Source organism: Hydrogenovibrio thermophilus (genome assembly GCF_004028275.1).
GTDB classification, from domain to species: Bacteria; Pseudomonadota; Gammaproteobacteria; order Thiomicrospirales; family Thiomicrospiraceae; genus Hydrogenovibrio; species Hydrogenovibrio thermophilus.
Window position 1 is genome coordinate 1,993,726 of the sequence record NZ_CP035033.1, and the last position, 14,258, is coordinate 2,007,983.

The following is a 14,258-nucleotide window of genomic DNA, read 5'->3' on the forward strand; positions in this document are numbered from 1 at the left end:
ATGAATGTAGATTTAATGCGAAAAATCGATCACCACTTAGGGGTTCCGCTGACCTTCGTCAGCACCTATGTGTTGAAAACCCTATACTGGCTAAAAGGCAAAAAGCCCGCCACGCCGAAAAACATCCTCTTTGTGGAACTCTCGGAAATGGGCAGCACCATCATTGCCGACCCGGCCATGAAACGCGCCCAAAAAGTCTTTGACGCCAATCTGTTTTTCGTGATTTTCAGTAAAAACAAGCCCAGCCTGGATCTGTTGAAGACCATCCCGCAGGAAAACATCTTCACCCTCTGCGAAGACAATTTGTTCACGCTGATGCGCGATGCGGTGCGTTACCTGTTCTGGTGCCGAAAAAACCGTATCGACACCGCCATTGACCTGGAACTCTTTTCGCGAGTATCGGCGTTGCTGACCGGTTTCAGCGGCGCCAACAACCGCATCGGTTACCATAATTTCCACGGCGAAGGGCTCTATCGCGGTGAAATGCTGACCCATAAAGTCAGCTACAACCCGCACATCCACATCGCCAAAAATTTCATGGCACTCATTCATGCCTTGGAAGCGCCGAAACCGGAAGTGCCTTATGCCAAGGTACTGATCAGCGACGACCACATTCGCTTGGATCAAGTCACCTTCAGCGATGATGAAAAGGAATTCGTGCACCAAAAGGTCGCCGACTGTTATGCCGATTACGACCGCGACGCACACGAACTGGTGCTCATCAACCCGAATGCCAGCGACTTATTACCGCAGCGCCGTTGGCCGAAAGCCAACTTCATCGCATTGATGCAACAAGTATTAACCCAGTATCCGAATGCGCTGGTATTGATTACCGGCGCGCCCAACGAGCGCGAAGAAGCGCAACAACTTCTGGAACAAGTCGATCACGAACGTTGCATCAACTTCGCAGGGCAATTGAAGCTGCTGCAAATGCCGATTTTGTATAGCATCGCCCGACTGATGGTCACCAACGATTCCGGGCCTGGGCATTTTTCGGCCATTACCCCACTCAAAACCTTTGTTCTGTTCGGTCCGGAAACGCCGAAGCTGTACGGTTCTCTGGGCAACAGCACGCCGATTTTCGCCGGACTGGCCTGCTCACCCTGCGTGAGCGCCGCCAACCACCGGAAAACCCCTTGCACCGAACCGGTCTGCATGGATGCCATCACGGTCGACACTGTCTTCAAACAGGTTCAAATCGAACTGAATTATTAAGCGGAACCCTGAGTTAAAGATCAGGTCAAAAGATAAAACAACCACCGGCCGGGCGGTGATAAACAAGGCTTAATGCAAACGCCGCAATAAGAAAAGCGCACTCAACACCAGCACAATGGACGGTAAAAACGCTCCGATAATGGCCGGGAGCTGATAGACGACACTGAGGTTGCCGAAAATCTGATTCAACAGATGAAAACTCATGCCGATCATAATGCCGACAAACACCCGTTGCCCGATGCTCACCTGACGTTGCGACCCAAAAATCAACGGGAACACCAACGCGATCATCCCCAGAATCACAAACGGCATCGCCACCTTGCGCCAAAACGCCAGCTTATAAGGTTCAGCATCCAAAGCATTGGCCTCCAAAAAACCAATGTATTGGTACAAATCCCAAATGCCCATATAACGGGTTTCAACATGCAATGTCTGCAACAGCGTCGGCGTGACCGGCAAGGAAACCGGGAGCGACACATCCTTAAAAGCGATGTAATCCAAACGTTTCCATTCCGGGCGGTCCGCTAATCGGGACAGCGCCATCTTCCAGTCCAGGCGTTTGCCCTCCACACTGAACAAATGCCATTCACCTTTTTCAAAACGCGCGGTTTTGGCAAACATCGTCTGCTTCAATTCACCGTCTTGCATATCGTAAATACGCACATCGTAGAACTGAGTGTCGGAAATGACTTGTCCGACATGAATATAGCGCTCCCCTTCCCGCATCCAGAAGTCGTCGGACGCCCCGATGGAAAAGCTTTTATGGAGCGCTTCGCCGCGCATCTTCTTGGCGTAACTTTCACTGGCCGGCGCCACCCATTCCCCGATAACGGCCGCGCAAATCCACAGAATGAACGCCGACTTCATCACGCCCCAGAAAATGCGCCCGATGGACCAGCCGGTGACGCGCAAAATCGTCAATTCAGCATGGTTCGCCAGGCCGCCCAACCCAATCAGGGTACCGATCAATAACGCCACCGGGAAAATCTCATAACCGTACACCGGCAACTTCAACACCGTGTACAACGCACCTTTTTCAAACGTGTATTCATCGGTCAGTTTGCCAACCTGAATCATGAACTCCGAAAAGCCCAAAATCACCAACAAAACCATCAGCACCAACAAGGTATGTCCGACCAGAACCCGGCCAAGGTAACGTTCAATCAAGTTCATCTTGATATTCATGATTTCGACTCCGCGGGCTTCTTAAACCAGCGACCGACATCCGGCCACTCGAACCAACTCGGCTTCAGCGAGCCTTGATACAACGCATAGGCCAAAAACAACACCGGCACCGGCCACAGCCCGATAGTTGTCGGCAACGATTCGTTGGCGATGGCTTCTTTGAAGGTCACCAACAATTGGTTGTAAACGACATACAGCACCAACGCGAAAAACACTTTACCGAACCGGCCTTCCCGCGGGCCGGAACGACTCATCTTCAACCCCAGCAACCCCAAGACAAGAATACTGAAGGGCGTGACCAGGCGCCATTGAAACAAGGCCTGATAATCCAAGTTATCCGACTGCCACAACTGCATACTGGCGATTTCAAATTTTTTCTGGCTTGGCGGGGTCACTTGTATTTCCGGCAAAAACCCTTCAAACCGGCGGAATTCGCGGGCGGTGAAGGCATCGCCTTTGTCCAGCCCTTCATAACTGTGGCCGTTCAACAACACCAAAGCCAACTTGCCGTCAATCCACTCGAAGCGGCCTTGCGGTGCCGTCATCAACACATCCTGCTCATCGGTTTTCAATCGTAACCAGACCGACAACAGGTCACCGTCGTCATCGATGGTGCGGGTGTAAAACACCCCTTCACCGTTCGGCAAGGGGTTGAATTTTCCCGGCACCAAGGCCGCCAACGGCGAGGTCACTTGCGCCTCCGCCACCAGATGCCGTTCCTGCTGATAACTCCAAGGCGTCACCCACAAGGTAATCCAGGCGGTCAGCAAGGCTAACGGCAACAAAAACCAAAACACCCGTTTCTGAAAATAGCGCGTCGGAATACCGCAACTTTGCAGCACCACCATTTCCTGATCCTGATACAAGCGCCCCACCGCCAGCATGACACTCAACAGCGCGACCAACGGCAGAATCACTTCCAAAGCCGGTGGAATTTTATACAGCAACACTTTGAAGATAATGGAAGACGGAATGGTGCCTTCGACGGCCACGGCCAGCAGTTTGGTGGCCTCGGTACCAAAGGTGATCAACAACAGTACCGACAGAACGGCAAAAAAGGTCGCAAACAATTCTTTGTAGAGATATTTATCAAGAATTCGCAAAAACAGCCACCAAAGCGTTAGAATAATGAGATATTTTCGAGACGGCGACACCGCCATCCAACCGATTGAAAACACGCGCATCTGGCTCGCTGACATTCAGCCACCAGACGAAAGGTTCATTTGTTTTCAAGATTATACAAGAAGGAATTCCGCGACATGAAACAAATCCAGTTTAGTCTCTCTTCAAACGCCGACCTGAACGCTTTCGACACCTTGGTTTTACCGGTGTTCGACAAAGGGCAAACCACCGATTTGGGCACCGACACCCAATTGGCGACCTTGACCGAAAGCCTGTTTGAACAAGGGGATTTTCTGGCCAAACCGGGGCAAACCCAAATGGTGTTTCAGCCGGCGGGCGTACCATGCCGTCGTGTCCTGCTGGTCGGCTTCGGCGACATCGGCAAACTGACCGTCAAAGCGTATCTGGAAAGCTTGAACGCCGCGGCCAAAGCCTTGGACAACTCCGGCGCGGAAGAAGTGCTGAATTCCTTGATTGACGTACAACCGGCCGAAACCGACCAGGCCTGGTCGGTTTATCAAAATGCCTTGGCTTTCCAACGCAGCCTATACGATTACGAACACGAAAGCCGCAACAAGAAAACCCCGAAGACGCCGAAATTAAACGGCATGACCTTCCCGGTTGAAGCGTCCGCAGAAAATGTGTCGCAACTGGAACAAGCCCAAGCATCCGCTCTGGGCATGGCGTTGACCCAGGATCTGGCGAACATGCCAAGTAACTTCTGTACCCCAACCTATTTGGCGGAAACCGCTCAGAAACTGGGCGAAATGCACGGCTTTGACGTCAATATCCTCGACGAAGCCGAAATGACTCAAATGGGCATGGGCGCTTTCATGGCGGTGGCACAAGGCGCGCATACGCCGCCAAAAATGATTTGCCTGTCCTACCGGGGAGCCGGAGACGAAGCCCCGATTGCCTTGGTCGGTAAAGGCGTGACTTTCGACACCGGCGGGATCTCCTTGAAACCCGGCGAATCCATGGATGAAATGAAATACGATATGGGCGGTGCCGCCACCGTATTGGGCGTTTTCGAAGCCTTGGGGCGTTTGAAACCTAAGGTAAACGTCGTCGGCGTGATTCCATCCACCGAAAACATGCCGGCCGGCAACGCCACCAAGCCAGGCGACGTGGTGAAATCGCTTTCCGGTCAAACCATCGAAATTCTCAACACCGATGCCGAAGGGCGTTTGATCCTGTGTGATGCGTTGACCTATGCACAGCAAACCTATCAACCGAAAAAAATCATCGACATGGCAACCTTGACCGGTGCCTGCATCATCGCACTGGGCCACCAAATGTCCGCCGTGCTGGGGAACAACCAACCGTTAGTGGATGCCCTTCTGGCCTCCGGCTTGAAAACCTACGACCGCTTCTGGCAAATGCCGTTGAGCGAAGAATACGACGAGCAACTGCAATCCAATTTCGCCGACATGGCCAACATCGGCGGTCGCCCGGCCGGCACCATCACTGCCGCTCAATTCCTGGCACGTTATACTAGGGATGTGGAGTGGGCGCATCTGGACATTGCCGGCACAGCTTGGGTCAGTGGCAAAAACAAAGGTGCCACCGGTCGCCCGGTACCGGCCGTGGTCGATTTTCTAATGGCTCAGGCCGGCCAGTAAACGGAGTTGCATCATGTCGGGTGAACAAGATGTGGTGTTCTATGTTTTGAGCAGTGACGGCGATGCGGAACGCGAAGCCTTCATCGCCAAACTGGTCAATAAAATTCACCGTGAAAACCGCTTGTGCGACATTCGTTTCGACGAAGAGCAAGCTCGAACACGCTTCGACACGCAGCTTTGGCAATACCAACCACAAGCGTTCATCCCGCATGTCCTCGGAGAAGAAGTCAACGAACTTGCCGCGCCGATTCGCCTATGGTCGGAGAACATCGCCCAACCCTGTCAGGACGTCTTACTCAACATCCACCCCGTTTTTCCGGAAACCTTCGAACAATACCGCCGGACCATTGAGGTACTGGATCAGTCCGAACGGCTGATTCAAATGGGGCGTGAGCGCTGGAAAACCTATAAAGCCAAAGGCTTTGAGCCGGTAGTGCATAAAATTTAACGCCCCGACATAGCCTTGGGCTAAAATAAGCCTCCTAAGAAAAACATCAAAAATGGCGAAAAACGCTTTTATGAAACGCACCGCTCAGCTTGTCAAACCGGGTCGACGCTTAGCCCGTCTGCCATCCGCTCTCCGCCTTGCCCTGCTCGGCGGCCTCATGAGCATGAGCCAAACGGCGTCGGCGTCCGTCGTATCATCGCCCGCTCCGAGCAACCCACCCGCTATCACCGAATTCTGTCAGGACTTTGCCGATAAACTGCGCACCGTGGACTACCAAGGGTGCCTGACGCTGAACTTGAATCAAAGTATCGAACATAAAAGCATCGAACATCGTCCCCTGACCTACAAGGAAGTGCTACCGGCCAATAATCAGCCACCGAAAGGGCGCATCCTGTTTATCAGCGGAATTCACGGCGATGAATACTCCGCCATCAGTATCAGCTACCTATGGCTTCAAACCTTATTGAGCCCTGAGAGCCAAACCCAATACCATTGGCTGTTTTTACCGCTGGCCAACCCGGATGGGCTTTTTCAAAGCCCGGCGACCCGACAGAATGCCGACGGCGTCGACTTGAATCGTAACTTTCCGTCACCCGACTGGGACGAGCTGGCCATACGCACCTGGAAAAACCACTATCGCATGAACAAGCGTCGTTACCCTGGTCCGACCGCGGCCAGTGAACCGGAAACGCAATGGATGGTGCAATTGGTTGAACGCTTCAAACCCACCGCCATCATTTCGATTCACGCACCTTACGGCCTGCTGGATTACGATGGTCCCGAACATGCCCAACCCAATAAAATCGGCCACCTCAAGCACCGTGCCCTAGGCACCTACCCGGGATCACTCGGTCGTTATGCCGGCGAACACCTCAATATTCCGGTTTTGACACTGGAGTTGAAATCGGCCGGCCGCATGCCGAACCAAACCGAAATCAACCACATGCTGAATGACCTGGAAACCTGGGTGACCGAAAAAATCGAACAAAAAGAGTGGGATCTGTAAAGAGCCACACGAATCGTGACGCCTTGAAATAAGGATAGATTAAGGGTTGCCGGATAACGCCAGGTTTTGTGACACGCTCGGCGCGTTTTTGGATTCCTGCTCGGTTTCAAACACCAACTGCCAACGCCCTTCGTTTTGACGTTGCCAATACTGCTCCACCAGTTTACGCCCTTCGTCGATTGGGAAGCTCACGTAATAAACCCCTTCTTCCCCGGGATAAGCGTACACACTGACGTGACCCCAATCCACACGATAATCATTCTGGCTGCGTAGCCATTGATTGATTTGCGAAAGTACCTGCTGTTTGTCTTCATCATTCCGTTCAATGAAATTACGCTGGATGTTCTGCGCAATGATGACCGGCGTCGACGGCAGCAAGCGGTATTTGAACACCAAAGATTCCATCGCCGGATTGTTCAGCACCACACAACCACGGCTGGCCAACGGCGCTCGACTAAAGGTATTGCGTGGCGTGCCGTGCAACCAGATTCCGGAACCGGTTCGACCTTTTTGCTTATCCCAACTGTTCGGGTAATTCAAGGTCAAAGCCGCCACACCATACAATTCAGGCAATTTGGAATCCGGTAGTTCTTTTTCGATTTTGTAGATACCGATTGGGGTTTTCAGGTCGCCGCGCACTTGCTTGCCGGTGCCTTTTTCACCCAACGAGACGTAATAATTGACCACTTCCTGGTAACCGTTTTCGTTTTTACGATATAGGAATAGGCGGTGTGCTTCGGAATCGACAATCACCAAATAGGGTTCGTCACTGGTTTTCAGAACATACTGCGCCAAAAGCGCATCCCACGTAGCATCTTGATTGACACCGTCGTTTTCCTGTTGCTGCCAACGCACCTTGGCTTCGGACAATAAGGACTCCGCCTCGCGCTGATTGCGTTGCCGTTGTTGCTGAATCCAATCGGCCTTACCGGCGCGAATCGCATAGAGTTCGGCTTTGACCAGTTGGGCCAGTTTGTATTCCGGCATATCTTTGGCGAGCGTCTGCGCCTGGGAAACGGCTTGATCGAATGAAGCCGTTTTCACCGCGCCCAAACCGGACAATAAGGAATGCTCGGCCTGCAAAGCGCCGTCTTCCGCGGAAACGGACGTCGCCATCGCGCTCAGGCATAACAGCATCGCCCCCCAGATTGGGCGAGGTTTCCGAAAAGGTTCCGGTCGTTTGCACTCAGTCATAAAGCACGTTTTCCTGTACGATTTTCCATTGGTCGTCCTGGTTCTGCCATACCAGTTTCTTGCGTACGCGATCCTTAAACGTATTGGATTCATAGGCTTGCCAGAAAGTCACTTGAATGGTTTGCGGCGTCAACGGCACTACCTGAACATCGTCCAACTGGATACGGATGTAGCTCGGACGCGTCAAACTGCGATCCCGGCTTTTCGCCCAGGCCTGGTGATTATTGTAATTGTCCGAGGTGTAATCCGGGCTGTAATAATCAAGATAACGGGACACTTCCTGTTCCACCCAGGCCTGACGCCAGCTTTCGACGCGGTTCGCGACCCGTTTCATATTGTTTTCCACCAACGCCAATTGCGCCTGCTCCGGTGTTTTCAACTCGGTGCCGGCCGACAGAATCCATTGCCCTTGCGGCAAATCCACTTCCGATTTTTTAAACACGGATTGATACGCCTGCTGCGCCTGGTAAGCGTAAATCTGGTTCAGGTTCTTGCGCAAGGCGGCGATTTTCGGGTCGGCGTTCAATGCCGACTCCAGAACCTGTTGCGCCTTGTCGTACTCGTGTTGCTTGATGTAGGCCGCCGCCAGGTTATTACTCGCCGCCAAATCCTGCGGGTAATCTTTCAACAGGCCTTGCAACAGTTGAATCGCGCCGTCCATATCACCGGACTGAGACGCCTGAATCGCCTGTTCGAAACGCGCTTGATACGCTTGCTCATCCGCTGTCGCCGTCTCGGCAAGCATCGTCAAGGGAGCGATTATCCCCCAAGTCCACAAAAGAGTCGTCAACAGGGCGCCGGGGCGTTTTCGAAGATGGGTGCTATCGTGTTTCATAAATCCTTTTTTGCGAACCGGGGCACGTATAACCGTCAGATTTCTTTAAAAAACTAAGGTATTCTAACGTAAATCGCCCACGCCAACCATAGAAGTTTTCAAGCCTTTGATTTCATCACGCAACTTGGCGGCCTGCTCGAAATCCAAATCCTTGGCCGCTTTGTACATCTGTTTTTCCAACCGCTTGATGGCCGACGCCAATTCCGCCGGCGTCATGGCCTTGGCTTTCGACGTATCATAACCGCCCTCCGACTCGGCCGCTTTCAGTTTCGCCGCGGAAGCACCGGCACGCGGTGCGTACGGTGAATCTTCCAAAATATCCGCGACTTTTTTGTTCAATTTTTGCGGGGTGATGCCGTGCATTTCATTGAACTCGATCTGTTTGGCGCGGCGGCGTTCGGATTCGTCAATGGCCCGCTGCATCGAATCGGTGATTTTATCGCCATACAAAATCGCCTTACCGGCCACGTTTCGCGCCGCACGGCCAATGGTCTGAATCAGAGATCGTTCGGAACGCAAGAACCCTTCTTTATCGGCATCGAGAATTGCGACCAAAGACACCTCTGGAATATCCAGCCCTTCCCGCAACAGGTTGATGCCGACCAACACATCGAATTCGCCCAGCCGCAAATCGCGGATGATTTCAATTCGTTCCACCGTGTCGATATCCGAATGCAGGTACCGCACCCGGACATTGTGTTCTTCCAAGTATTCAGTAAGGTTTTCCGCCATGCGTTTGGTCAAGGTGGTCACCAATACCCGCTCCTCCTTGTCCACCCGCAACCCAATTTCGCCCAACAAATCGTCCACCTGGGTAAGCGCCGGGCGCACTTCCAGAACCGGGTCCAGCAAACCGGTCGGCCGCACCACCTGTTCGACGATTTTGGACTGATGTTCTTCCTCATACTTTGCCGGGGTGGCGGAGACGAAAATGGTCTGAGGCATGATGCGTTCGAATTCGTCGAACCGCATCGGCCGGTTATCCAACGCCGACGGCAGACGGAAACCGAAGTTGACCAGATTCTCTTTACGGGAACGGTCCCCTTTATACATCCCGCCGATTTGCGGAATGGTGACGTGGCTTTCGTCGATGAACATCAGGGCGTTTTTCGGCAGGTAATCCAGCAAAGTCGGCGGCGGTTCGCCCGGGCCCCGACCGGATAGATAGCGCGAATAGTTTTCGATGCCGGAACAATACCCCAGCTCCATCATCATTTCGATGTCCAAGCGCGTGCGTTCTTCCAAACGCTGGGCTTCGACGAGTTTGTTGGCGTCCCGCAATTCCTGCAGACGCACCACCAGCTCATCCTTGATTTTGTCAATGGTTTCCAACACCCGTTCCCGCGGCGTCACGTAATGGGATTTCGGATAAACGGTGATGCGGGTCGGACGACTCAAGACTTCGCCGGTCAACGGGTCAAACCAGGCCAGCGAATCGACTTCGTCATCGAACAATTCGATGCGAATGGCATACTCTTCCGCCTCGGCCGGAAAGACATCGATGACATCGCCCCGTACCCGGAAACAGCCCCGCCACAGCTCGACGTCGTTACGGGTGTACTGCATGCTCGTCAAGCGTTCCAGAATATCGCGCTGCGAGATGACATCGCCTAAACGTAACTGCAAAATCATCTTCAAATACAGGTCCGGATCACCCAAGCCGTAAATCGCCGAGACGGTCGCGATCAGCACCACGTCATTGCGTTCCATCAATGCCTTGGTGGCGGACAACCGCAACTGCTCAATCTGTTCGTTCACCGAGGAGTCTTTGGCGATGTAAGTATCGGAAGCCGGCACATAGGCTTCCGGTTGATAATAATCGTAGTAGGAAACGAAATATTCCACCGCATTGTGCGGGAAGAAACTTTTCATCTCGCCATACAACTGCGCCGCCAAGGTTTTATTGTGCGCCAGAATAATGGTTGGCCGCTGAACCTGTGCAATGACATTCGCCATGGTGAACGTCTTCCCGGAACCGGTCACCCCCAGCAGGGTTTGAAAGGCTTCACCATCTTCCAATCCCTCCACCAATTGTGCGATGGCAGTCGGTTGGTCACCGGCCGGCTGGTAGGAAGAAACAATTTCAAATGCTTTGGCCATGGGCTCGTCGAGACTCCGCGTCGGGTTCGTTAAAAAATAATTTGTTGTCAGTTTACTGTCGGCCAATCCGATTCAATTACCGATTAAAGAAAATTTACGCCAAAACCGCCCTAAACACTGAATTTTTCACTTAAAAAAAGGCCGAATTGGTTGTAAAATGACCGTAACATTTTACCTGAGTGCCAAGCAGAACAAAACCGAAACCCATTGGAATCTTGGGAATCTGAAAAAGAATCGCCCAACAATGTCGAATCCGTTCTGCTTCCGGTTCGTATGGCACCGTCCACCAACTTGAATGAGATGAAAATTTATGTCCCGACTGTCCAATCGTGTTAATCGAGTCAAACCCTCCCTGACCTTGGTCATTACCGCCAAAGCCGCCGAGCTGAAACGCGCCGGGAAGGACATCATCAGCTTGGGCGCCGGCGAGCCGGATTTCGACACCCCCGACCACATCAAAGCGGCCGGCATTCACGCCATTGAAAACGGGCAAACCCGTTACACTGCCGTGGACGGCACACCGGAACTGAAAGACGCCATCATCGCCAAATTCAAGCGTGACAATCATCTTAACTTTGCGGCCGACCAGATTCTGGTATCGTCTGGCGGGAAACAGAGTTTTTACAATCTGTGCCAAGGCGTTTTGGACGACGGCGACGAAGTGATTATTCCTGCGCCTTACTGGGTGTCTTACCCGGACATGGCCTTGCTGGCCGGTAGCGAACCGATCATTATTGAAGCCGGCATCGAGCAAGGCTTCAAAATCACCGCACAACAATTGGAAGCGGCGATTACCCCAAAAACCAAACTGGTGGTCATCAACAGCCCGTCCAATCCGACCGGAGCCGTCTACACGCCGGAAGAACTGAAAGCCCTCGGCGAAGTGCTCACAAAGCACCCGGACATACTGATTGCGTCGGACGACATGTATGAACACATTTTGCTCACCGACACACCGTTCACCAACATCCTGGAAGTTTGCCCGGAACTGACCGACCGCACCGTGGTCATGAACGGCGTCTCCAAAGCCTATTCGATGACCGGCTGGCGCATCGGTTACGCCGGCGGCCCGAAAGACATCATCGCAGCCATGCGAAAAGTGCAATCACAAAGCACGTCCAACCCGTGCTCGATTTCCCAGGCCGCATCGGTGGAAGCCCTGAACGGCGACCAAGGTTGCATTCAAACCATGTTGGTGGAATTCAAAAAACGCCACGATTTCGTGGTGGAACGTATCAATCAAATTCCCGGTTTCAAGTGCATTCCGGCCGCCGGCGCTTTCTATGCCTTTATGGACGTCCGCGATGCCATGAAACAGAAAGGGGTTGAGACGGATGCCGATTTCGCCACTGCGATTCTGGAAGAGGTCGACGTCGCCGCCGTGCCGGGGTCCGGCTTCGGTGCCGAAGGCTACTTGCGTATCTCCTTCGCCACCAGCATGGACAACTTGGTGAATGCTCTGGATCGCATCGACGCGTTTATGCAAAAAGCTTAATCCGCGAGTCGTTTAAACGTTCTAAATGAAAAACCGCCAGGCCTGGCGGTTTTTTTGTGTTCAGGGGAACTTGCTCAAGAATCTTTAAAGACAAGCCATCGGACACGCAAAATCGCTCGCAACCTGCGTACTGGGTTCAAATCCGGTTGAGGTGACGTAACACCAACATCAAAGCCGCATAAGCCCGCCCTTCGGAAAACTCCGGATGTTCCAGTAAAGCTTTCCAGTCGGTCAACGGCCAATGCACCACTTCCAGCGGCTCCGGTTCATCACCTTCCGCTTGCTGCGGACGCAGCCCTTCCGCCAACACCACATGCGTTTGATGGGTCATATAACCGGCGGCCAGGCTGAGCGAATCCAATAAGGAAACCTGCTCGGGAAAAAAGCCGATTTCTTCCTGACTTTCGCGCACCGCCGCCTGTCGCCAATCTTCGCCCGGATCGATTTTGCCTTTCGGGAAACCGAGCTCATACCGTTCCACACCGGCCGCGTACTCGCGAATCAGCACCAAGGCGTCGTCCAAAACCGGTACAATCAGAACCGCGCCGTGCACCGAACTGACTAGGCGCTCGAATTGCACCTGAGTGTCATTCCCATAGAGGATATCCAATCCTTCCACGGTGAAAATCCGCGTGTTAGCGAGTTTTTTTTTCGTTAGAATAACGGGCGATTTTTTCGTTTCCATAGCGAGCATCATACGAGAATAGGAGTTAAAATGCGAATTAAAACCACCGCTCAAGGCCCCGCCATCCCATGGAATGACATCGAGACGGTTTTGCTTGATATGGACGGGACACTGCTCGATTTACACTTCGACTGGCACTTCTGGATGACCTACGTTCCACAAATGTACGCCGAGCGGAATCAAATTACCGAAGACGAAGCCCAACGCATCATCCGCGAGAAAATCCACTCCCAGCAAGGCACCCTGAACTGGTATTGCCTCGATTACTGGACCGAACAGCTCGACTTGCCCATTGCCGCGCTCAAACACGAACTCAAACACATGATTCAGGCGCACCCGGAAGTCATCACCTTCCTGCAACGCCTGCAAGCGCTGGGCAAGCACGTCATCATGGTCACCAACGCTCACCGCGATAGCCTCGCCATCAAACTGGAAATGACCGAAATCGGCGACTACTTCGATGAGATGATTTCCGCCCACGACTTCGGTATGCCGAAAGAAGATGGCGCCCTTTGGTCGGCGATTCAGAATAAGGTGCATTTCGACCCGAAACACACCTTACTGGTGGACGACAACCTCCACGCGCTGGAATCCGCCCAAGCCTTCGGCATCGCCTATCAACTGGCCGCGGTTCACGTCAGTCCGAAAATGGACAAAATCGACCCGAAAGCCTTTCCTTACTTCGAGAACTTCAACCAAATCATGCCGGATTGAGCGGCGTCAACCGATACACGGTTTCCGTAGTGGACACGCTTTTGCGTTCAAAGGTTTCCGAGTGTAGCACCTCAATTTGGTAGCGATCGACAAACAAATCACGGATTTCACTCTCCGGCACCGAAAACGGCGGCCCGGCTTTCAACGTCTGGTCGTACTCCAAACCGATCAACAACATCGGAACCGTGGCTCCCAGGATTGCTGTCATATGTTCGGCATACCGACGGCGCATTTCCGACGGCAAGGCCACCAACGCCGCCCGGTCATAGACGGCTTGAACCCCTTCACAGTCATCGGCGGACAAATGGAAAAAATCCCCACAGAATAACGTCATGTCCTCCAGCTCGTAACCGCAAAAACGGTCATGCTGAGCCGGCCGGCCGTTCAAATCGTTTTCCGTCAGAAAATCCGCCAGCGCTTTTTCGCTCAGCTCCACACCTAAAACCGGATGTCCGGTCGCATGCAGCCACACCATATCCTGTGACTTACCGCATAAAGGCACCAGCACAGCCGCGCCTTGGGCGACTCCCAGCATCGGCCAGTAAGTTTTCAGCAAGGCATTCACCCCCGGTTGATGGAAACCGATTTCGTCTCGCGCCCATTTTCGATGCCAAAAATCCGCTTTCATGTTTTCCGT

General features: G+C 53.0%; 13 protein-coding genes. 6 read left to right on the top strand and 7 right to left on the bottom strand.

The window, feature by feature from the left end:
* Entirely contained in the window at nt 1–1,215 is a 1,215-nt protein-coding gene (locus EPV75_RS09365) for a glycosyltransferase family 9 protein (RefSeq protein WP_128385209.1), read from the top strand.
* A 69-nt stretch (nt 1,216–1,284) separates the two neighbouring features.
* Here EPV75_RS09365 and lptG read toward each other — a convergent pair whose 3' ends face one another.
* Entirely contained in the window at nt 1,285–2,400 is a 1,116-nt protein-coding gene (lptG, locus tag EPV75_RS09370; protein ID WP_225972302.1) for an LPS export ABC transporter permease LptG, read from the bottom strand.
* Nucleotides 2,397–3,599 (bottom strand): LPS export ABC transporter permease LptF, encoded by a 1,203-nt coding sequence (gene lptF / locus EPV75_RS09375; RefSeq protein ID WP_225972303.1) that lies wholly within the window; start codon nt 3,597–3,599, stop codon nt 2,397–2,399. Before lptF ends, lptG begins: the two co-directional genes overlap by 4 nt.
* 60 nt (nt 3,600–3,659) lie before the next feature.
* Between lptF and EPV75_RS09380 the strand changes: the two genes are divergently transcribed.
* The 3 genes from EPV75_RS09380 to EPV75_RS09390 are packed head-to-tail and all read left to right on the top strand — an operon-like array spanning nt 3,660 to nt 6,598.
* Nucleotides 3,660–5,144 (top strand): leucyl aminopeptidase, encoded by a 1,485-nt coding sequence (locus EPV75_RS09380; RefSeq protein WP_128385210.1) that lies wholly within the window; start codon nt 3,660–3,662, stop codon nt 5,142–5,144.
* Nucleotides 5,145–5,157: 13 nt separating this feature from the next.
* Complete coding sequence (locus tag EPV75_RS09385) at nt 5,158–5,592, top strand: DNA polymerase III subunit chi (RefSeq protein ID WP_127119371.1); 435 nt, start codon at nt 5,158–5,160, stop codon at nt 5,590–5,592.
* Between the two features lie 52 nt (nt 5,593–5,644).
* Nucleotides 5,645–6,598, top strand: a complete 954-nt coding sequence (locus EPV75_RS09390; protein WP_225972304.1) for a M14 family zinc carboxypeptidase — start codon at nt 5,645–5,647, stop codon at nt 6,596–6,598.
* Nucleotides 6,599–6,637: 39 nt separating this feature from the next.
* Here EPV75_RS09390 and EPV75_RS09395 read toward each other — a convergent pair whose 3' ends face one another.
* The 3 genes from EPV75_RS09395 to uvrB form a co-directional block, all read right to left on the bottom strand.
* A complete protein-coding gene (locus EPV75_RS09395; RefSeq protein ID WP_051673407.1) occupies nt 6,638–7,792 on the bottom strand; it encodes a L,D-transpeptidase family protein in 1,155 nt (384 codons plus the stop codon).
* Nucleotides 7,785–8,627 carry a nuclear transport factor 2 family protein gene (locus EPV75_RS09400; protein ID WP_128385211.1) on the bottom strand — a complete coding sequence of 281 codons (843 nt, stop codon included), beginning with the start codon at nt 8,625–8,627 and terminating at the stop codon, nt 7,785–7,787. The genes EPV75_RS09395 and EPV75_RS09400 overlap by 8 nt, the downstream gene beginning before the upstream one ends.
* A 63-nt stretch (nt 8,628–8,690) precedes the next feature.
* On the bottom strand, nt 8,691–10,727 hold the full coding sequence (gene uvrB, locus EPV75_RS09405) for an excinuclease ABC subunit UvrB (RefSeq protein ID WP_128385212.1): 2,037 nt from the start codon (nt 10,725–10,727) through the stop codon (nt 8,691–8,693).
* Nucleotides 10,728–11,037: 310 nt separating this feature from the next.
* On the opposite strand from uvrB, the gene EPV75_RS09410 reads away from it, so the two are divergent.
* Nucleotides 11,038–12,222 carry a pyridoxal phosphate-dependent aminotransferase gene (locus tag EPV75_RS09410; RefSeq protein ID WP_128385213.1) on the top strand — a complete coding sequence of 395 codons (1,185 nt, stop codon included), beginning with the start codon at nt 11,038–11,040 and terminating at the stop codon, nt 12,220–12,222.
* A 136-nt stretch (nt 12,223–12,358) separates the two neighbouring features.
* On the opposite strand, the gene nudE is transcribed toward EPV75_RS09410, so the two are convergent.
* Entirely contained in the window at nt 12,359–12,919 is a 561-nt protein-coding gene (gene nudE, locus EPV75_RS09415; RefSeq protein ID WP_318779053.1) for an ADP compounds hydrolase NudE, read from the bottom strand.
* An 18-nt stretch (nt 12,920–12,937) separates the two neighbouring features.
* Between nudE and yrfG the strand changes: the two genes are divergently transcribed.
* Nucleotides 12,938–13,621 carry a GMP/IMP nucleotidase gene (gene yrfG, locus EPV75_RS09420; protein WP_128385215.1) on the top strand — a complete coding sequence of 228 codons (684 nt, stop codon included), beginning with the start codon at nt 12,938–12,940 and terminating at the stop codon, nt 13,619–13,621.
* On the opposite strand, the gene tmpT is transcribed toward yrfG, so the two are convergent.
* Nucleotides 13,608–14,249: a thiopurine S-methyltransferase gene (tmpT, locus tag EPV75_RS09425; protein WP_128385216.1), complete on the bottom strand. Its 642-nt coding sequence runs from the start codon at nt 14,247–14,249 to the stop codon at nt 13,608–13,610. The two genes, yrfG and tmpT, sit on opposite strands and share 14 nt — an antisense overlap.
* Nucleotides 14,250–14,258: the final 9 nt, after the last annotated feature.